The sequence below is a fragment of the Streptomyces caelestis genome (genome assembly GCF_001279005.1).
Taxonomy (GTDB): domain Bacteria; phylum Actinomycetota; class Actinomycetes; order Streptomycetales; family Streptomycetaceae; genus Streptomyces; species Streptomyces heliomycini.
This window is the reverse complement of sequence record NZ_LGCN01000051.1, coordinates 37,493-54,655: the sequence shown is the minus strand read 5'-3', so window position 1 is coordinate 54,655 and position 17,163 is coordinate 37,493. Positions and strand designations below refer to the sequence as shown.

Genomic DNA, 17,163 nt, shown 5'->3' with positions numbered 1-17,163 from the left:
CCCGTGCGGGCCTTCCGCTTTTTCGTCTCAGGTGTCCCGCAGGGCCTTGGCGAGCGTGCCGTCGCCCGTCACCTCGACCCGTCCCGCGCGGATCGCGTCGGCCAGGGTCAGCTCGCCGCGGCTGATCGCCGTACAGACGGCGGTGTCCAGGCAGAGCAGGGCGTCGGGCTCCCCGGGGGCGGGGCCGTCGCCGTACACGGGGCCGCCCCCGGCGCCGACGTGCAGGTGGAACCTGCCCTCCTCCAGGCGGACTTCGACCAGCCCCTCGCCCTCCAGGGCGCGCAGCAGGGGCAGCGCGAACCAGTGGGCCCGCACCGCGTCCGTGGGGCGCCGCTCGCCCAGTTCGGCCTCGCCCCAGGCGCCCAGGGACTGGAGGACGGGCAGCAACGCGCTTCCGCGCGGGGTGAGTTCGTAGACGTACGCCGCTCCGGGCGGGGGCAGCCGGCGGCGGGTGGCGAGGCCGTCGCGCTCCATGTCCTTGAGCCGGGAGGCCAGTACGTCCGTGCTGACGCCGGGCAGGTCCGCGTGCAGGTCGGTGTAGCGGCGCGGTCCCGCGAGGAGTTCCCGGACGATCAGCAGGGTCCAGCGGTCGCCGACGGCGTCGAGCGCGCGGGCTGCGGAACAGTACTGGTCGTAGCTTCGGCGTGGTGACATGCGACGCAGTCTAGACATGTTGTTGGACTTTCCAAGCTCCCACTTGGTAAAACCAAGCAACACGACGTGAGGGGAAGCGGCGCATGGAGTTCCGGCAGTCGAGCAAGCTCAGCGAGGTCTGTTACGAGATCCGCGGTCCGGTGATCGAGCACGCCAACGCGCTGGAGGAGGCGGGGCACAGCGTGCTGCGCCTGAACACCGGCAACCCGGCCCTGTTCGGTTTCGAGGCGCCGGAGGAGATCCTCCAGGACATGATCCGGATGCTGCCCCGGGCGCACGGCTACACCGACTCCCGCGGCGTCCTCTCCGCCCGCCGCGCGGTGGCGCAGCGCTACCAGACCCTGGGCCTGGAGGTCGACGTCGACGACGTCTTCCTCGGCAACGGCGTCTCCGAGCTGGTGTCCATGGCCGTGCAGGCCCTGCTGGAGGACGGCGACGAGGTCCTGATCCCCGCACCGGACTTCCCCCTGTGGACCGCGGTGACCAACCTCGCGGGCGGCAAGGCGGTCCACTACCTGTGCGACGAACAGGCCGACTGGTACCCGGACCTGGACGACATGGCCGCGAAGATCACGGACCGCACCAAGGCCGTGGTCGTCATCAACCCCAACAACCCGACGGGCGCCGTCTATCCGAAGGAGGTGCTCGAGGGCATCCTCGACCTGGCCCGTCGGCACGGCCTGATGGTCTTCGCCGACGAGATCTACGACCGGATCCTCTATGACGACGCCGTGCACCACTGCACCGCCGCACTCGCCCCCGACCTGGTCGTCCTCACCTTCTGCGGCCTGTCCAAGACCTACCGCGTGGCGGGCTTCCGCTCCGGCTGGCTGGTGGTCACCGGTCCGAAGCAGCACGCGAAGGACTACCTCGAGGGCCTGACCATGCTGGCCTCCATGCGGCTGTGCGCCAACGCGCCCGCCCAGTACGCCATCCAGGCCGCGCTCGGCGGCCGCCAGTCCATCCACGAGCTCACCGAGCCCGGCGGACGACTGCGCGAACAGCGGGACGTGGCCTGGGAGAAGCTGAACGAGATCCCCGGCGTGAGCTGCGTGAAGCCGAAGGGCGCGCTGTACGCGTTCGCGCGGCTGGACCCGAAGGTGCACGAGATCCACGACGACGAGAGGTTCGTCCTCGACCTGCTGCTGCGGGAGAAGATCCAGGTCGTCCAGGGCACCGGCTTCAACTGGCCCTCCCCCGACCACTTCCGCATCCTCACCCTCCCCCACGCGGACGTCCTGGAGACGGCGATCGGCCGGATCGGGCGGTTCCTGAGCGGATACCGGCAGTAGGGCCCGGGAACCACCGCCGGGACGATCACGTCGGATCAAGGTATGCGGGAAGAGAGACTGGGCTGTGCGGGCATCCTCCTTGCGGCCTTCGGCGCGGTGGTCGCGGCGGGCGCCTGGGCGCCGCGGGCGCGGGTCAGCGTCCACGGCGGGTTCGAGGGCATGCACCGGGACCTGAGCGTCCTCTACGTCGACCTCCCGCTCATCGCCGCCGGCGGCGCGCTCGTCCCGCTCGCCGCCTGGCTGCTCACCCTGCGCGCGCTGCGCCGCCCCTGGCTCGCGGCCGTGGTCGCGGCGGGCGCGCTCGCGCTCGGGGTCTGGGGGTTGCTCAGCTGGTGGACGCCCTACCAGGCGCCCGAGTTCACGGGCTAGGTTCCCCGCCCCCACCGGGGCCGCGGGAGGCCGGGGCCTCGTCCCACGTGTCCGGCACGTCACCGTGTCCCTCGTTCCGGGCCGCCGCCTCGACCGGGGCGGGAAGGACCCGTTGCGGGACCACGTGACCTGTCGCCGGGATCCCGGAGCGGGGCGAGGATCCCCGTCAGCGGATGTCGTGGTCGGGGTGGGCCCGGTCGTAGGCGCGGCGCGCCTCGGCGATGGCCCCGCGGTGGGCCAGGGACCAGTCGGCGAGTGCTTTGACCAGATGGGTCAGGCCGGCCCCCGTCCCGGTGAGGCGGTAGTCGACCCGGGCCGGGACCGTCGGGTACACGGTGCGCAGCACGAGGCCGTCGCGTTCGAGCCTGCGCACCGTCAGGGTGAGCATGCGCTGGGAGATGCCCTCGACGGCGCGCTGGAGTTCACGGAACCGGCGGGGTCCGCCCGCCAGTTCGACGATCACGAGCACCGACCACTTGTCCCCGATGCGGTCCAGGACGTCGCGGATGCCGCAGTCGGGGTGGTCCTCCCGTCCGCAGGGATCGAGTTCGGCGGGGGCGGTGGTTACCCCCGTGTGCGTGAGTGACATCAGGATGCCTTCTTGTGGCCGGGCTGCGTGCGGTCGAGGATCAAGCGTAGTTACCGATGAGAACCACGACGGAAGACTTCGACTGACATGATCTTGGTGACCGGAGCGAACGGGAACCTCGGCTCGGCCGTTCTCGCGCGGTTGCGCGCCGACGGCGCCGCCGCCACGGGCGGCAGCCGCACGCCGGACGACGGAACGCGGCGGCTCGACTTCGACGACCCCCCGGGCCTCGACCTGGCGGGCGTGTCGACCCTGGTGCTGGTCTCCGCCGGTTACGCCGAGGACGACCAGGTCCTCGCGCGGCACACGGCGGTCCTGGACGCCGCCCGCCGCGACGGTGTCCGCCACGTCGTCTACACCAGCCTGACCGGCGCCGGCGACCATCTCGGTTTCGCACTGGCCCACCGTGCGACCGAACGCCTCGTGCGCCGGAGCGGCCTGGCGTGGACGATCCTGCGCAACGGCCTCTACGCCGAACTGTTCGGCGGTCTCCTGATGTGGACGGACGGAGCCCTGGAATCCGCGTTCGGCGACGGGGCCCTGGCCGCGGTCGCGCGGGCCGACCTCGCCGACGCGGCGGCGCTCGTCGCGGCCGATCCGGCGCGGCACTCCGGGCGCGTCCTCGACCTCGTCGGCACGCCGGTCACGGCGGAGCGGGTGGCGACGCGGCTGGGGGTCCCGCACCGCTCCGTCGGCCTGGGCGAGTACCGGCGCAGGCTCCTCGACGAGACCCCGGGGCTGCTGCCGTTCCAGCCGCCCATGCTGGTCTCGATCGCCACCGGCGTCCGGCACGGCTTCCTGGACGGCACCACCCACGACCTCGCGGACCTGCTGGGCCGTCCGCTCCGCGATCCGCTGGCCACGGCCGCCGCGGCCGCGTCCGCCGCACGGCCGGAGTGAGCGCCCTTACGGCGGCCCGGGTTCACCGGTCGGCAGGCCCGCCTGCCGAGGTCACGGGACGGCGCCGCACGTCCGTCGCAGCGTCGTCAGGGCCGCGGCGGAGGGGGATCCGGGCTCCGCGGTGAGGGTGACGAGGGACTGATGCGGTTCCTGCGGGACCCGGAACGCCTGCTGCGTGACGGTGAGGTCCCCGACGACCGGGTGTGCCAGGGCGTGGACGTCGCGGCCGCAGGGGTCGACGGTGTGTTCGTCCCACAGGGCGGTGAACTCGGGGCTGCGGTTCCTCAGTTCGCCGAGCAACGCGGCGAGGCGGGCGTCCTTCGGATCGCGGGCCGTCAGGTTGCGCAGGTTGCCGACCACGGCGCGGGCCTTGGCGGGCCAGTCACGGTAGAGGGCGCGGGTGGGGGCGTCCAGGAAGACCAGCCGGGACAGGTTGGGGCGGGTGTCGGGGCCGTCGGGCGAGGCGGGATCCAGGTGCCCGGCGAGCAGCGCGTGCCCGGCCGCGTTCCAGGCCAGCACGTCGTTGCGGCGGCCCACGACGAGGGCGGGCACGTGGTCCATGGTGGTCAGCAGCGCGCGCAGATCGGCGGAGGCGTGCTCCGTGCGGGGCGTCGCCGGCCGGGCCCGGTGACGCGTCGTCGACAGGACGTGCAGGTGTTCCCGCTCGGCCCGGGTCAGTCGCAGGGCGGTCGCGATCGCGTCGAGGACCTCCGCCGAGGCGTTGACCGGCTGTCCCTGTTCGAGCCGCGTGTAGTAGCCGGCGCTGACCCCCGCGAGCATCGCGACCTCCTCCCGGCGCAGCCCGGGCACCCGGCGCCGGTCCCCGTACCGGGGCAGGCCGACGTCGTCCGGGCTCAACCGCGCCCGCCGCGCCCTCAGGAACTCGCCGAGCGGTGATCTGCGGTCCATGGGCCCAGTATGCGCGGCGGCGACGCCCGCAGCCTGCACCTGGCAGGGGTAGGCAGGAGCGGGGCTGGCCGCCCCGGCCGGGGGCCCGCAGAGTCGAGGGCACGGCCTGCCGCGGACGTCGTTCCGCGGCCCCCGCTCCGAACGAGGGAGACACATGCCCACCACCACCCTGAAACTGGGAGACGTCGAGATCACCCGCGTCATCGAGTTCTCCGACGTCTCACCGATGACGACCGACGTGTTCTTCCCCGGCAGCGAGCCGGAGCAATGGCAGCGGCACGCCGCCCTGCTGGACCCGGACCACTGGGACGCCCGCACCGACCTGACCCGCGTCGCCACCCAGTCCTGGGTGCTGCGCAGCGAGGGCGGGGTCATCGTGATCGACACCGGTGCGGGCAACGGCAAGTACCGTCCCCTGCAACCGATCTGGTCGTACCTGGACACCGACTACCTGGGAAACCTGGCCGCGGCCGGCGTCCGGCCGGAGGACGTCGACCTCGTCGTCAACACGCATCTGCACGACGACCACGTCGGCTGGAACACCCGTCTCGACGGACGCGACTGGGTGCCCACCTTCCCCAACGCAACGTACCTGATGCCGCAGACCGACGTCACGTACTGGCATCCCGACAACCTGCACCGCACCCGGTTCGGCCGGGGGAACCAGAACGTCTACGAGGACAGCGTCCAGCCGGTGATCGACGCGGGGCTCGTCACGACCTGGGAGGACTCCTACGTCATCGACGCCCACCTCCGACTCGAACCGGCCCCCGGGCACACCCCGGGTTCCTCGGTCGTCCACCTGGAGTCCGAGGGCGACCGGGCGGTGTTCGCCGGTGACCTGCTGCACGGCGCGATCCAGATCCACGAGCCCCACCTCAACAGCTGCTTCGAGGAGGACGAGGACGCCGCCCGCGCCAGCCGGGCACGGATGTTCGCCTACGCGGCCGACCACAACGCCCTCGTGCTCCCCGCCCATCTGCCCGGCCACGGCGCCTTCGAGATCCGCCGCGAGGGCGCCGGCTTCGGCCTCTCCCGCTGGGCGCCCTTCTCCCGTACGGCAGCTGCGGGCGCGCCGGCTGCGGTCCGCGCCCGGCGAGGCGGAACCGCATGACGCGCTGGTCCTCGGCCTCGATGAACACCCGCTGCCCCGGTGCGCACGGGGACGGTGCGCGGCATCGACCAGCCGACGGCGTTCCTCCGGGGCGTACGCGGGGAAGCGGACCCGCCTCGTTCGGCGACGCGGTCGAGCCGCCGGCCGTACATGCCGCGGAACGCATGCCCGCCCCCTGGGGTCCGGGGTCTTACAGCTGGACGGTGGTGCCGGGCTCGAGGCGGTCGATCGGGGTGCCGGTCAGGCCCTTCTCGCCGAGGAGACGGGCGGTGGAGTGCTGACCGAGGTCGCTGAGCATGAGTTCGTGGATCTGGATGATGCGCTCGGGCCTGACGGTGCGGACGTAGTCGGCGGCTTCACCGAGCTTCGTCCATGGGCCGCTGGTCGGCAGCAAGAGAGTGCGCACGGGAACGCCGGGCGCGAAGTAGGCGTCGCCGGGATGGTAGACGGCTCCGTCGTCGAGGAGGTAGCCGACGTTGTCGGGGCACGGGATGTCGGCGTGGATCGGCGCGTGACGGTGGCCGTGGACGGTGGCGGTGAGGGAACCGACGCTGAAGGCGTCGCCCGCGGCGACGGCGTGAACGCGGCCATCGTGGCTGCCGAGGGTGGCCGCGACAGCGGCTGTGCCGTAGACCTGCAGCCCGGGCCGGGCTTCGAGAGCAGCGGCGACGAGCTCTTCGTCGAAGTGGTCGAAGTGGTCGTGGGTGATCAGGACGGCGTGGGCCCGGGCGACGGTCTCTGCCGCGTCCGGGGTGAAGGTGCCGGGGTCGATGACCAGGCGGGTGCCGTCCTTCTCGAGCGTGACGCAGGCATGGGCGTGCTTGGTGAGCTTCACGGTGGGTCCTTTCCGAGCCGACCACATTTCTACAGCCAGACTGTACAGTCTGGCTGTAGACATCTCGTCGCGAGGGTCGTCGGCGCCTTGACTTCGGCACCCCGCCCCGACCCCTGTGACGCCAAGCCAAACAATGCATATAGGTTGTACAGTTTGGTTTACGAATGTGGGTAAGCTGGCGCCATGGACGAGAATCAGCTGGCGGAAGAACTTCGCCTGACTGTCGGACGGCTCGTACGCACGGTGCGCACTGCCGACAAGATGCCGCCCGGCGAGGCCGCGGTCCTGGGCTACCTGGACCGCGGCGGCCCGCTGACCACCGCCGACATCGCACAACAGCGGCGAGTCAGCCACCAGTCGGCCGCCAAGGCGGTCAAGGAACTCCTGGCTCAGGGCCTCGTGCGCGCCGAGGCACACCCCAGCGACGGGCGCAAGGTGTTGCTCCACCTCACGCCGACGGGAAGCGGCCGGCTGGCCGAGGAGCGCCGAAGGCGTGCCGACTGGCTCGGCACCGCGATCAACGACGTCCTCAGTTCCGATGAACGAAAGACGCTTGAGGCGGCGTTGCCGCTGCTGTCACGCCTGACCACACACTTGAACGGCGAGTAGCCAAGGGGCTGCCATGCGGATGACTTCGGCGAAGACCGCCGGTCACCGGGAGACTCCGCGCTCGCCGCGCACCGCCATCCGACATCCCGGCTCCTCGCTCACCGCCCCGACCCGTACCGGGCCATCGGCTGGTCACGACCAGACGAGACGGCCCTCGGACACCCGGCACACCGGGTGACTCCCGTCGACGATCCTGGTCAGCGTCCGCGCCAGGGAGTCGAAATAGTCGGCCAGGGTCTCGTATTCGCCCGTGATCGTGATCTCACCCACGAACCATCTGCCGATGCGTCCGTCCCGCGCGTCGATGAACTTCCCCGACCAGCCGTCCCGGTCCGACAGGAACGGGATCCACTCGTTGCGCCAGAAGGGGTTGTCCGGCTGGTCCGGAGGGTCGAAGCCCACGGACGTCACGCGGTTCGCGTACAGCCTCTCCATCGCACGGATGCCCAGGAAGAAACTCCCCTCGTCCGGGAACCCGGCGAAGCCGCAGCACTGCGCGTCGTCGTCCACGTCCTCCTCGGGAAGGTCCAGGTTGTTCCGCAGCAGCCACGCCCGCAGATCCCGAGGGAAGGAGAGACCCATCCGCTCCTCGGCGTGCGCGAGCATCTCCTCCGTGGCGGGTCCGGGCAGATCCGCGTGATCGGCCGGGGCGTGCTCCCGGAGCAGACGCATCACGCGGGACCAGCTCTCCACCGCACCCATTGCCCACTGCCCCTTCGACCGGCTCCCGAGCCGTCACCCCAGCGGGACTTCGCACCACACCGTCTTGGTGTACGGGTCTCCGCAGGTGGTGCCCCAGTGGGTGGCCAGCGCCTCGACGAGGAGGAGGCCCCGGCCGGACTCCGTGTCGGGTTCGGCGGGGGCGAGCGCGCCGGGGGTCGGGGGGTGGCGGTCCGGGCGGGCGTCCGTGACCTCGATACGGAGTGTGGCGTCCTCCGGGTGCAGGGTCAGGCGCAGGACGACGTCACGGCCCCGTACCCGCCCGTGCCGTACGGCGTTCGCGGCGAGTTCGGCCACGAGCAGTGACGCCGTGCGGTTGCCCTCGGAGTCGTACGGACGGCCCCACGAAGCCAGTTGGCCCGCCGTCAGGTGACGCGCGAGCCGGGCGCCCCGGGCCGTGGCCGAGAGGCGGATGCGGAAGCGGCGGGCGGGGCCGGTGTGTTCGTCCACGGGGGCGATCTCGACGTTCATGTCACTCAGCGTGTCCATCCGGCTCCGCCGTGAACAGACCCGGCTGCCGTACCCGGGAGCGCCGTACGGAAGGTGTCCGGGCCTGTCCGGGTCGCGACGCGTGACGTCCCGCACCCGCCGCGTGTTGACCCCACGGAGGTGTGGGGACATGAGCGTGGAACCTTACGGCGCGGACGAGGAGTCGGCGGCCGTCCTGCGGACCGTCGGACGGGTCATCAAGATGTGCCGGGAGCGGGCGGGCATGACCCAGGCCGGTCTCGGAACGGCCATTCGGTACAGCGAGGAGCAGGTCTCGTCCGTCGAGCGCGGGCGCAGGGCTCCGGCGGAGGAGTTCCTGGAGGCGGCGGACCGGGTGCTCGAAGCGGGCGGGCTGATCTCGGGGCTGAAGAACGACGTGGCGAAGGCCCGGTTCCCCAAGAAGGTGCGGGACCTGGCCAAGCTGGAGGAAGAGGCGGTCGAGTTGTGCGCCTACGCCAATCACGTCGTGCACGGCTTGCTTCAGACACCGGAGTACTCACGGGCCATCTATGGCATGCGGCGGCCTCCGTACACGGAGGAGCAGGTGGACGAGCTGGTCGAGGCCCGCTTGGCACGTCAGAGGGTCTTCGACCAGCAGCCCGCTCCCGTCTTCGGCTTCGTCCAGGAAGAGGTGACGCTGCGCCGCCCGCTCGGGGGCAGAATGGTGATGCGGAAACAGCTCGAACGCTTGTTGGAGGTCGGTCAGCGGCGAAATGTGGAGATCCAGGTGCTGCCCACAGACCGTGAGGACCACGCGGGGCTCGCTGGGGCGCTTCAACTGCTGCGGCTGAAGGAGGGGGTCACTGTGGGCCACGTCGAGGTCCAGCTGATCAGTCGGCTGATCTCCGACCCCAAAGAGATCCAACTTCTCGAGATCCGCTATGGCATCATCCGGGCCCAGGCCCTCGCACCGCGTGAGTCGCTGGCCTTCATCGAGAAAGTGCTGGGAGAGACCTGATGACCAACCGCCCGTCCGGGAACGGTCCCGCGCTGGAGTGGTTCAAGAGCAGTTACAGCACGAACGACGGCCCCGAGTGCGTGGAGGTCGCCTTCGCCCCCGAAACCGTCCACGTCCGCGACTCGAAGCACATACAGGGCCCCCGCCTGACCTTCGCCCCCCGGCAGTGGGCCACCTTCCTCCCGTACGCCTGCGGACGCCGATGACCCGACCGCTCACCGCCGCGCAGCGCCGCCTCGTCGACGCCGCCGATCCCGGCACCGGGCGGCTGAGGGGCACGCCGGCACAGCTCGCCGCGCTGGTGAAGCGCGGGCTCGCCTTCCGGCACCCGAGGCCGCCGCACGATCACTTCCTGACCCCGGCGGGGCATCGGATACGGGAGGCGGAGCCGGAGCCGGAGCCCGCCCCGGTGAAAACGGACGGACCGGCCCCCACCGGGGTGTTCGCCGCGCGGGTCGGCGGTGAGCACCCCGCGCCGGAGCCGGGCCCCGCCCGGCTCCGGGAGGTGCGCGGCGCCTGGCAGGGCATGCTGGAGCTGCGCCGGATGACCAACACCGACGGCGCCACCGACCGGCCGTGCGGCTGGGAGCGCGCGCACCTGGTGCAGGCCGCCGCGCTCGCCCTGGAGGCCGCCGGGCACCGCCCGGCCGGCGCGGACGCCGAAGGCGGCGGTTACCGGGTGCGGGAGACCCCGCAGCCCGAGGCGGTCGCCGTGCACGAGCCGGACGGCGAGGCGCTGCGGGCCTGCGCGACCACCCTGGAGGGGGCCGGCTGGCAGGTCGGGGAGTACACGGAGCCGAGGACGCGGGCCCGCTATCTGCTGGCCTCCCCGCGCCGGGTGTGAGGGACATGCCAGGATCGGCGGGTCGGGCGACCAGCCGATCAGGCGTGAGAGGGACAGACGCGATGAGCGAGCCGTTTTCCGTCCGGGTGACCGTGCGCGGGTACGAGACCGACGTGCAGGGCCACCTCAACCAGGCCGTGTACCTCAACTACGCGGAGCACGCACGCTGGTCGCTGCTGCGGGAAGCGGGGATCACCCAGTCCCGCCTGCGCTCCGAGGGCGTGGGGCCGGTCGCCCTGGAGACCACCATCCGCTACCGGCGCGAGCTCCTGGCCGGTGACGAGGTCGACGTGAGCTGCGTCTTCGTCTGGAACGGGGGCAAGACCTTCACCATCGAACAGACCGTCACCAAGACGGACGGCACCGTGGCGGCCGAGATCACGGCCGTCGGCGGTCTGCTGGACCTGGAGAAGCGCAAGCTGGTGCCGAACCCTCAGGACGTCTTCCGGGAGCTGACGGAGGACGCCGGTCCGTTCGGGCTGTAGGGACCGCGGGCGCGCCCTCCGCGGCCGGGCTCCGGGAAACCGGGGCCCGGTTCTCCTTTCATCCGATGAAAGTTTCCTCCGTTCGGCTCCCACGTTTCCTGGCCATCCACTCCTACGGTGGACCAGACCACCAGAGAGAACGGGAAACCCTTTACAGGTGGTGAGCGCACGTGCGTAATTAATGACGCGCGCACGCCAGAAAGTACGGAACTGTCCGGGTGGCAGCGGCCGACGTCACCTCCTTCTCATCCCCACATGTGTCAGGAGGCAGGTCCCATGCAGGTACTCCCCCGCGTCTTCCGCCTCGGAAGACGGACGGCCACCGCGCTCGGTGTCCTCGGCGCCGCCCTGGCGCTCACGGCCACGACCGTCGGCGTCGCGAACGCAGCACCGCGGCCCGATCCGAAGCCCCTCCACGTCCAGCCCGGCCAGGCCTACATGGGCGTCGGCGCCCGCATCCACGAGGGCGTTCCCGCCGAGAAGCCGGCGCGGGGCCTGCTCGCCCCCACCGACGGCGTGCAGGGCATCGACGTCTCGCACTGGCAGGGCGGCATCGACTGGACCTCGGTGCGCGACGCCGGCATCCAGTTCGCCTGGATGAAGGCGACCGAGGGCACCACCTACAAGGACGACCGGTTCAACACCAACTACCCCGCCGCGCACGCCGCGGGCGTGATCCGCGGCGCGTACCACTTCGCGCTCCCCGACGCCTCGAGCGGCACCGCCCAGGCGACCTACTTCGCCGCCAACGGCGGCGGCTGGTCGCGGGACCACCTGACGCTGCCCGGCGTCCTGGACATCGAGCACAACCCGTACGGGGCGATGTGCTACGGCCTGTCCACCACACAGATGCGCACCTGGATCAACGACTTCCACACCACGTACAAGGCGCGCACCACCCGTGATGTCGTCATCTACACGACGGCGAGCTGGTGGAACACCTGCACCGGCAACTGGACCGGCATGTCCGCCAAGAGCCCCCTGTGGGTGGCGCACTGGACCTCCGCCTCCTCCCCGGCCGTCCCCAGCGGCTTCCCCACCTGGACGGTGTGGCAGTACACCAGCACCGGTTCGGTCCCCGGCGTCTCGGGCAACGTGGACCGCGACCAGTTCAACGGCTCCCGCGACCGGCTGCTGGCGCTCGCCGACGACACCTGACGGCGCGGGCCCGGCACGTACGCGATCACGTGGTGGGACCGGCGGCCCTCCGTCGCCGGCCCCACCACTCCCCACCCCCTCCCCACGAGGAGTGACGTGCATCCCCACAACGCCCTCCGGCGCCGTCTCCTGCTCTCCGGCGCGGCCTCCCTGGCCGCCGCCACCGTCCTGCCGGGCACCGCGCACGCACGCGACGCCGACGCCATGGAGCCGGACATCGACTCCACCGCGGACTGGGGCGCCCGCTCCCCGCAGGGGACCATCGGCCTCCTGCGGTACCGGCCGAGCCGAATCGTCATCCACCACACGGTGAGCGCCAACGGCTCCGACTTCTCCCGCGCCCAGGCACACGCCCACGCCCACTGGGTGCAGGACCTGCACCTGGACAAGAACGACTGGGTCGACACCGGCTACCACTTCCTGGTCAGCCGGGGCGGCTGGATCACCGAGGGCCGGCACGGCAGCCTCCGGGCGCTCGCCGGAGGCCGGGACTTCGTGCTCGGCTCCCACACCTCCGGACAGAACGAGCAGGCCGTCGGCATCGCGTGCGAGGGCGCGTACCACGCGGGCGCGGTGCCGCCGGACGCCCAGTGGGACGTCCTGGTGACGCTGTGCGCGTACGTGTGCGCGCGGTACGGCATCCCCTCCGCGCGGCTCCACGGCCACAAGGAGTACGGCGGGACGCTGTGCCCGGGCGTGTACCACGAGATGCTGCCCCGGCTGCGGGAGGAGGTGGCGGCGGCGCGGGCGGCGTAGCGTACGGCCGGCCGGCCGCGGGGCCGGGGTGGGCGGGAAGCCGCCGGCGTCAGCTCCCGGTCAGCCGCTCGACGGTCTTGAGGACGTCGCCCGCTCCGTCCTCGGTCGCCATGTGCCGGGCCGCCGTCGCGGCGGCCCGCGCGTACGTCTGCCGCCCCACCACCCGGTCGAGGGCGTCGGCGAGCCGTTCGGCGGTGAGGGACCCGAAGGGGATCGGCTCGGTCGCGGCGCCGAGGGCGGCGAGCCGTTCCGCCCAGAACGGCTGGTCGGCGGTGACCGGCACCGGGACCGCCGGCGCCCCGGCGCGCAGCGCGGCCGCGGTGGTGCCGGCTCCGGCGTGGTGGACCACCGCGGCCAGGCGCGGGAACAGCAGGGCGTGCGGCAGGTCCCCGACGGTGAGGAGGTCGTCGCCGTCGGCGGCGAGCCCGGCGCTTCCCGTCTGGAGGATGCCGCGCAGTCCGGCGCGGCGCAGGGCGCGCACCGCGAGGTCGCTCAGCCGTTCTCCGTGGCCGCCCGCCATGCTGCCGAAGCCGATGAGGACGGGCCGGGGGCCGGCGTCCAGGAAGTCCTCCACCCGTGCGGGAAGCCGTTCGGTCGCCTCGTGGTGGGGCCACCAGTTGCCCACGACCTTCAGGCCGGGGCGCCAGTCGGAGGGGCGGGGCACCAGGACGGTGCTGAAGCCGTGCAGGACGGGCCAGTCCGCCCGCTCCTGCCGTCGGCGCGTCCGGGCGGCGGAGAGGGGAGGCAGCTGGAGTCGGTGGCGCAGTCGTGCGGCCGCCTGTGCGTAGAGGCGGTCGGTCATGTGCAGCGCGAAGCGTCCGGCCAGCCGGTTGGCGGTGCGGCCCAGTGAGCGTGATCCGGTGACGACGGGCGGGAAGTCGCCGGTGGGCGCGGTGGGCTGGAGGTACGCGCCCAGGGTCGGCGTGCCCGTGGCCTCGGCCAGGTGCCAGCCGAGCGGGGCCGTGGTGGTCGACAGCAGGAGCAGGTCCGTGCCCTCGGTCATCGCGTCGGCGAAGCCCTGGCCCAGTTCGGCGATGAACGCGGCGGCGCTGCGCATCAGTTCGCGCTTGTCGGTGACGGCGCCGCGCCCGCGTGGATCGGCGGGCAGGGAGCGGAAGGCCAGTCCGGCGTCGCGTGCCAGGGGTGCGAAGGCGTCCGTGGTGGCCAGGGTGACGTCGTGTCCGGCGTGGCGCAGTGCGGCTCCCAGGCCCGTGTAGGGCGCGACGTCGCCGCGCGATCCGGCCGCGGCGATCAGGATCCTCATCGGTTCTCCTCGGGTTCGGCAGGGCCGCCCGTGCGGCGGGCGGCGTTGGCGTGGACCGCCTCGCGCAGGTAGGCGGCCAGGCCCGGGCGCTGCTGCGAGTGCGGTACGACCAGGGCGAAGGCGCGCGGGTCGGCGGCGAAGTCGTCCGCGATGCGCCGGTGCATGTCGAACGGGCAGGAGGTGAACCAGCGTGAGATGTGCAGGCGGTGTTCCTCGGCGAGGTCCATGGCCCGCTCGCCGTCGCCCGGCTCCCCCTGGTCGAAGGCCGTGAGCAGCTCCGCGCGCCAGGCGGCGGCCTCCTCCATGAGCCGGCGCCAGTCCTCCTTGGTGTGGGCGTCCGCGCGTTCCATCGCCTCGCGCCGCCCCGCCGAGTGCGCCCACTTCAGCTCCGCCTCGGTGGCGTAGCTCAGGTCGAAGGTGATCTCGCCGAAGACCTCGAAGCGCTCCTCGGGGGTCAACGGCACTCCGGTCCGCTGGACCTCGATCGCCCGCTGCGCCACCTCGGCCAGCCGCCGCAGCCGGGCGATCTCCTCCTCCAGCTTCCGTTGTCTGGCCCGCAGGTGTTCCAGGGCGTTCGCCTGCGGGTCCGCGAAGATCTCGGCGATCTCGTCGAGGGAGAAGCCCAGCTCCCGGTAGAAGAGGATCTGCTGCAGACGCACCAGGTCGGCCTCGCCGTAGAGCCGGTAGCCGGCGGGACTGCGGTCGCCGGGCGAGAGCAGCCCCGCCTTGTCGTAGTGGTGCAGCGTCCGCACCGTCACCCCGGCGAAGGCCGCGACCTGCCCCACGGAATAGCCCACTCGTCCGCCCCTTTCCTCGGCCCGAAGTCTCAAGCCTGACGTAAGGGGAGGGTCAACCCGTGCCCGTCCGGCCCGCCGGACGCGCCGGGGTGCTCAGTCGCGTGCGGCAATCCGGGCCAGCCGCCGGGCCTGCGTACGGGTGGAGCGGGCGATCTCGTCCTCGTCGGCGGTGAGCAGGCGGCCGTTCTCCACGATCTGGCGGCCGTCGACGAAGGACGCGGTGACCGGGGCCGCCGCGCCGAGGACCAGCGCGGCCACCGGGTCGGCGATGGAGGCGTGGGCGAGGGTGTCCATGCGCCACAGCACCAGGTCGGCGAGCTTGCCCGGCTCCAGGGAGCCGGTCTCCCCCGCGCGGCCCAGCACTAGGGCCCCGCCGTACGTGCCGAGGCGCAGCGCCTGCCGTGTGGTCAGGGCGGCCTGGCGGTGGGGGCCGAGGCGGTTGACGAGCAGGGCGTTGCGCAGTTCGGTGTGGAGTTCGCCGGACTCGTTGGAGGCGGTGCCGTCGACCCCGAGGCCGACCGGGACGCCGGCGGCGAGCAGGTCGGGGACGCGGGCGAGGCCGGCCGCGAGGCGGGCGTTGGAGGAGGGGCAGTGGGCGACGCCGGTTTTCGTACGGGCGAAGGCGGCGATGTCGGAGTCGTTCATGTGGACGCAGTGCGCCATCCAGACGTCCTCGCCGAGCCAGCCGGTGGATTCGAAGTAGTCGGTCGGGCCCATGCCGAACCGTTCGTGGCAGAACTTCTCCTCCTCCACGGTCTCCGAGCCGTGGGTGTGCAGGCGCACCCCGAGCCGCCGGGCCAGTCCGGCTCCCTCCCGCATGAGTTCGGTGGAGACCGAGAAGGGCGAGCAGGGGGCGACGGCGACCTGGGTCATGGCGCCGGGGGAGGCGTCGTGGTGGCGGCGCACCGTTTCCTCGGTGGCGGCGAGCGCGTCGTCGAGGGTCTCGACGGCGAAGTCCGGGGGCAGTCCGCCGTCCTTCTCGCCGCGGTCCATGGAGCCGCGGGCGAGGGTGAGGCGGACGCCCAGGTCACGGGCGGCGCCGATGACGGCGGCGGACAGGTCGCCGGCGCCCCGGGGGAAGACGTAGTGGTGGTCCGTGGCGGTGGTGACGCCGCCGCGGGCCATCATCGCGAGGGAGCCCCGGGCCGCCGCGCGCACCATCGGCTCGTCGATGCGCGCCCACATCGGGTAGAGGGCGACGAGCCAGTCGAAGAGGTTGTGGTCGGTGGCCAGGCCCCGGGTGATCCACTGGTAGAAGTGGTGGTGGGTGTTGACCAGGCCGGGGGTCGCCAGGTGCCCGGTGCCGTCGATCCGGCGGACGACGTTCTCCAGGCCCGCGGGGGCCGCGCCCGCGCCGAGCGACTCGATGCGGTTGCCGGTGAGGACGACGTGCCCCGACGCGTACTCGGTGTCCTGTGCGTCGACGGTCGCGATCGCGCAGTTATCGATGACGGTGCGCCGGTCCGCTGCCATGGCCGGTCCTTTCCGGGTACGCCGAAGTGCCGTGCGCTCAGGGGTGGGTGAGGTCCGCCGGTATCCGCGCCTCGCAGCCGTCGCGCAGGACGGTGGCCTCGATCAGGCCGTAGGGGCGGTCGGCGGCGAAGTACACGGCGCCGTCGGCGGTGTCGTTCTCGAGGCCGAACGGCTTCAGGTCCACCAGGAAGTGGTGGCTGTTGGGGAGGGAGAAGCGGACCTCGTCGATCTCTCCGCGGTGGTCGATGATCCGCGCGCCCATCCGGTACATCGTCTGCTGCAGGGAGCGCGAGTAGGTCTCGGCGAAGGCCTGGAGCAGGTGCTGGCGCGTCTCCTCGTACGACGTCTCCCAGTCGGGCATCTCCTGTGCGTCGTCGGTCCAGTTGAACCGCCAGCGGCCGAAGACGGAGGTGGCGAGGACGCGGTCGCGGGTCTCCTCGAGCGTCGTGTACGCGTCCTTGGCGTAGCCCCGGAACTCGGAGTCGGTGGAGTTCAGCACCGTCAGGTCCTTCAGGCCGGAGACGACCTCCCACTCCTGCCCGTCGTAGGTGATCTGGGCGAGCCGGGTCTCCTGGCCCCTGCGGACGAAGGAGTGCCCGCCCTCGCCGGCCGTCCCGATCCGCTCCCAGGCGTACTCCTCGACGCGCACGCGCGCCCGGTGGATGGGCTCCTGGGAGGTGACGAAGTGGCGGGCGAGGTGGATGCCGAACCGTTCGGCGGACGCGATGCCGTGCTCCTTGGCGAACGCGAACACGGTGTTCTTGGTGGTGTCGGTCGGCAGGACGTTGGCGTTGGAGCCGGAGTAGTGGACCTCGTCCATGTCGCCGGACAGGGCGACGGAGACGTTCAGGTCCTTGATGTGGTGGGTGGCGCCGTCCCGCACGATCCTGACGACCCGGTTCTCCGCCTTGCCGTACTGGTTCTGGCCCAGGATGGTCGGCGTCACTC

At 72.2% G+C, this 17,163-nt stretch carries 21 protein-coding genes; 11 read left to right on the top strand and 10 right to left on the bottom strand.

Translation table 11 applies throughout. The features are described 5' to 3' along the window. Positions 1–27: 27 nt before the first annotated feature. Positions 28–654 (bottom strand): winged helix-turn-helix transcriptional regulator, encoded by a 627-nt coding sequence (locus ADK41_RS05420; RefSeq protein WP_030831438.1) that lies wholly within the window; start codon positions 652–654, stop codon positions 28–30. Between the two features lie 83 nt (positions 655–737). Here ADK41_RS05420 and ADK41_RS05415 point away from each other — a divergent pair, with 83 nt between their 5' ends. Next, complete coding sequence (locus ADK41_RS05415) at positions 738–1,946, top strand: pyridoxal phosphate-dependent aminotransferase (protein ID WP_030831435.1); 1,209 nt, start codon at positions 738–740, stop codon at positions 1,944–1,946. Positions 1,947–1,988: 42 nt separating this feature from the next. Then, complete coding sequence (locus ADK41_RS05410) at positions 1,989–2,315, top strand: hypothetical protein (RefSeq protein ID WP_030831433.1); 327 nt, start codon at positions 1,989–1,991, stop codon at positions 2,313–2,315. A gap of 166 nt (positions 2,316–2,481) precedes the next feature. On the opposite strand, the gene ADK41_RS05405 is transcribed toward ADK41_RS05410, so the two are convergent. Next, positions 2,482–2,904, bottom strand: coding sequence for a winged helix-turn-helix transcriptional regulator (locus ADK41_RS05405; protein WP_030831432.1), 423 nt, complete (start codon positions 2,902–2,904; stop codon positions 2,482–2,484). Positions 2,905–2,991: 87 nt separating this feature from the next. Here ADK41_RS05405 and ADK41_RS05400 point away from each other — a divergent pair, with 87 nt between their 5' ends. After that, the gene (locus tag ADK41_RS05400; protein ID WP_030831431.1) at positions 2,992–3,804 is read left to right on the top strand and encodes an NAD(P)H-binding protein; all 813 of its coding nucleotides are present in this window, start codon (positions 2,992–2,994) and stop codon (positions 3,802–3,804) included. 51 nt (positions 3,805–3,855) lie between these two features. Here ADK41_RS05400 and ADK41_RS05395 read toward each other — a convergent pair whose 3' ends face one another. Continuing rightward, a complete protein-coding gene (locus ADK41_RS05395) occupies positions 3,856–4,713 on the bottom strand; it encodes a helix-turn-helix transcriptional regulator (protein WP_030831430.1) in 858 nt (285 codons plus the stop codon). A 154-nt stretch (positions 4,714–4,867) separates the two neighbouring features. Between ADK41_RS05395 and ADK41_RS05390 the strand changes: the two genes are divergently transcribed. After that, positions 4,868–5,827 carry an MBL fold metallo-hydrolase gene (locus ADK41_RS05390; RefSeq protein ID WP_051843382.1) on the top strand — a complete coding sequence of 320 codons (960 nt, stop codon included), beginning with the start codon at positions 4,868–4,870 and terminating at the stop codon, positions 5,825–5,827. A gap of 190 nt (positions 5,828–6,017) precedes the next feature. Here the strand turns inward: ADK41_RS05390 and ADK41_RS05385 are convergent, their stop codons facing one another. After that, positions 6,018–6,662 carry an MBL fold metallo-hydrolase gene (locus ADK41_RS05385; RefSeq protein WP_030831427.1) on the bottom strand — a complete coding sequence of 215 codons (645 nt, stop codon included), beginning with the start codon at positions 6,660–6,662 and terminating at the stop codon, positions 6,018–6,020. 183 nt (positions 6,663–6,845) lie between these two features. Between ADK41_RS05385 and ADK41_RS05380 the strand changes: the two genes are divergently transcribed. Next, complete coding sequence (locus tag ADK41_RS05380; protein WP_030831425.1) at positions 6,846–7,271, top strand: MarR family winged helix-turn-helix transcriptional regulator; 426 nt, start codon at positions 6,846–6,848, stop codon at positions 7,269–7,271. A 132-nt stretch (positions 7,272–7,403) separates the two neighbouring features. Here ADK41_RS05380 and ADK41_RS05375 read toward each other — a convergent pair whose 3' ends face one another. After that, positions 7,404–7,973: an SMI1/KNR4 family protein gene (locus ADK41_RS05375; protein WP_030831422.1), complete on the bottom strand. Its 570-nt coding sequence runs from the start codon at positions 7,971–7,973 to the stop codon at positions 7,404–7,406. Between the two features lie 33 nt (positions 7,974–8,006). Then, a complete protein-coding gene (locus tag ADK41_RS05370; protein WP_030831418.1) occupies positions 8,007–8,462 on the bottom strand; it encodes an ATP-binding protein in 456 nt (151 codons plus the stop codon). Between the two features lie 148 nt (positions 8,463–8,610). On the opposite strand from ADK41_RS05370, the gene ADK41_RS05365 reads away from it, so the two are divergent. From ADK41_RS05365 to ADK41_RS05340, 6 genes are all read left to right on the top strand, one after another. Then, positions 8,611–9,438, top strand: a complete 828-nt coding sequence (locus tag ADK41_RS05365; RefSeq protein ID WP_030831415.1) for a helix-turn-helix domain-containing protein — start codon at positions 8,611–8,613, stop codon at positions 9,436–9,438. Next, positions 9,438–9,644: a DUF397 domain-containing protein gene (locus ADK41_RS05360; RefSeq protein ID WP_030831413.1), complete on the top strand. Its 207-nt coding sequence runs from the start codon at positions 9,438–9,440 to the stop codon at positions 9,642–9,644. Before ADK41_RS05365 ends, ADK41_RS05360 begins: the two co-directional genes overlap by 1 nt. After that, positions 9,641–10,282, top strand: a complete 642-nt coding sequence (locus ADK41_RS05355) for a hypothetical protein (protein WP_030831410.1) — start codon at positions 9,641–9,643, stop codon at positions 10,280–10,282. The genes ADK41_RS05360 and ADK41_RS05355 overlap by 4 nt, the downstream gene beginning before the upstream one ends. 62 nt (positions 10,283–10,344) lie before the next feature. Further along, positions 10,345–10,767 (top strand): acyl-CoA thioesterase, encoded by a 423-nt coding sequence (locus ADK41_RS05350; RefSeq protein WP_030831407.1) that lies wholly within the window; start codon positions 10,345–10,347, stop codon positions 10,765–10,767. Positions 10,768–11,043: 276 nt separating this feature from the next. Beyond that, positions 11,044–11,925, top strand: a complete 882-nt coding sequence (locus ADK41_RS05345; RefSeq protein ID WP_030831404.1) for a lysozyme — start codon at positions 11,044–11,046, stop codon at positions 11,923–11,925. A 96-nt stretch (positions 11,926–12,021) separates the two neighbouring features. Beyond that, positions 12,022–12,681: a peptidoglycan recognition protein family protein gene (locus tag ADK41_RS05340; RefSeq protein WP_030831401.1), complete on the top strand. Its 660-nt coding sequence runs from the start codon at positions 12,022–12,024 to the stop codon at positions 12,679–12,681. Between the two features lie 49 nt (positions 12,682–12,730). On the opposite strand, the gene ADK41_RS05335 is transcribed toward ADK41_RS05340, so the two are convergent. From ADK41_RS05335 to pucL, 4 genes are all read right to left on the bottom strand, one after another. Beyond that, positions 12,731–13,945: a glycosyltransferase gene (locus ADK41_RS05335; RefSeq protein ID WP_030831398.1), complete on the bottom strand. Its 1,215-nt coding sequence runs from the start codon at positions 13,943–13,945 to the stop codon at positions 12,731–12,733. Beyond that, positions 13,942–14,742: a MerR family transcriptional regulator gene (locus ADK41_RS05330; RefSeq protein WP_030831395.1), complete on the bottom strand. Its 801-nt coding sequence runs from the start codon at positions 14,740–14,742 to the stop codon at positions 13,942–13,944. The genes ADK41_RS05335 and ADK41_RS05330 overlap by 4 nt, the downstream gene beginning before the upstream one ends. Before the next feature lie 93 nt (positions 14,743–14,835). After that, a complete protein-coding gene (locus ADK41_RS05325; RefSeq protein WP_030831392.1) occupies positions 14,836–16,215 on the bottom strand; it encodes an 8-oxoguanine deaminase in 1,380 nt (459 codons plus the stop codon). Between the two features lie 37 nt (positions 16,216–16,252). After that, positions 16,253–17,161 carry a factor-independent urate hydroxylase gene (gene pucL / locus ADK41_RS05320; protein WP_030831390.1) on the bottom strand — a complete coding sequence of 303 codons (909 nt, stop codon included), beginning with the start codon at positions 17,159–17,161 and terminating at the stop codon, positions 16,253–16,255. Positions 17,162–17,163 lie beyond the last annotated feature (2 nt).

What these genes read in the sequence shown, in the direction of transcription:
- ADK41_RS05420 (WP_030831438.1), bottom strand. Translation starts at nt 654, where the DNA reads ATGTCACCACGCCGAAGCTACGACCAGTACTGTTCCGCAGCCCGCGCG.
- ADK41_RS05415 (WP_030831435.1), top strand. Translation starts at nt 738, where the DNA reads ATGGAGTTCCGGCAGTCGAGCAAGCTCAGCGAGGTCTGTTACGAGATC.
- ADK41_RS05410 (WP_030831433.1), top strand. Translation starts at nt 1,989, where the DNA reads ATGCGGGAAGAGAGACTGGGCTGTGCGGGCATCCTCCTTGCGGCCTTC.
- ADK41_RS05405 (WP_030831432.1), bottom strand. Translation starts at nt 2,904, where the DNA reads ATGTCACTCACGCACACGGGGGTAACCACCGCCCCCGCCGAACTCGAT.
- ADK41_RS05400 (WP_030831431.1), top strand. Translation starts at nt 2,992, where the DNA reads ATGATCTTGGTGACCGGAGCGAACGGGAACCTCGGCTCGGCCGTTCTC.
- ADK41_RS05395 (WP_030831430.1), bottom strand. Translation starts at nt 4,713, where the DNA reads ATGGACCGCAGATCACCGCTCGGCGAGTTCCTGAGGGCGCGGCGGGCG.
- ADK41_RS05390 (WP_051843382.1), top strand. Translation starts at nt 4,868, where the DNA reads ATGCCCACCACCACCCTGAAACTGGGAGACGTCGAGATCACCCGCGTC.
- ADK41_RS05380 (WP_030831425.1), top strand. Translation starts at nt 6,846, where the DNA reads ATGGACGAGAATCAGCTGGCGGAAGAACTTCGCCTGACTGTCGGACGG.
- ADK41_RS05375 (WP_030831422.1), bottom strand. Translation starts at nt 7,973, where the DNA reads ATGGGTGCGGTGGAGAGCTGGTCCCGCGTGATGCGTCTGCTCCGGGAG.
- ADK41_RS05370 (WP_030831418.1), bottom strand. Translation starts at nt 8,462, where the DNA reads ATGAACGTCGAGATCGCCCCCGTGGACGAACACACCGGCCCCGCCCGC.
- ADK41_RS05365 (WP_030831415.1), top strand. Translation starts at nt 8,611, where the DNA reads ATGAGCGTGGAACCTTACGGCGCGGACGAGGAGTCGGCGGCCGTCCTG.
- ADK41_RS05360 (WP_030831413.1), top strand. Translation starts at nt 9,438, where the DNA reads ATGACCAACCGCCCGTCCGGGAACGGTCCCGCGCTGGAGTGGTTCAAG.
- ADK41_RS05355 (WP_030831410.1), top strand. Translation starts at nt 9,641, where the DNA reads ATGACCCGACCGCTCACCGCCGCGCAGCGCCGCCTCGTCGACGCCGCC.
- ADK41_RS05350 (WP_030831407.1), top strand. Translation starts at nt 10,345, where the DNA reads ATGAGCGAGCCGTTTTCCGTCCGGGTGACCGTGCGCGGGTACGAGACC.
- ADK41_RS05345 (WP_030831404.1), top strand. Translation starts at nt 11,044, where the DNA reads ATGCAGGTACTCCCCCGCGTCTTCCGCCTCGGAAGACGGACGGCCACC.
- ADK41_RS05335 (WP_030831398.1), bottom strand. Translation starts at nt 13,945, where the DNA reads ATGAGGATCCTGATCGCCGCGGCCGGATCGCGCGGCGACGTCGCGCCC.
- ADK41_RS05325 (WP_030831392.1), bottom strand. Translation starts at nt 16,215, where the DNA reads ATGGCAGCGGACCGGCGCACCGTCATCGATAACTGCGCGATCGCGACC.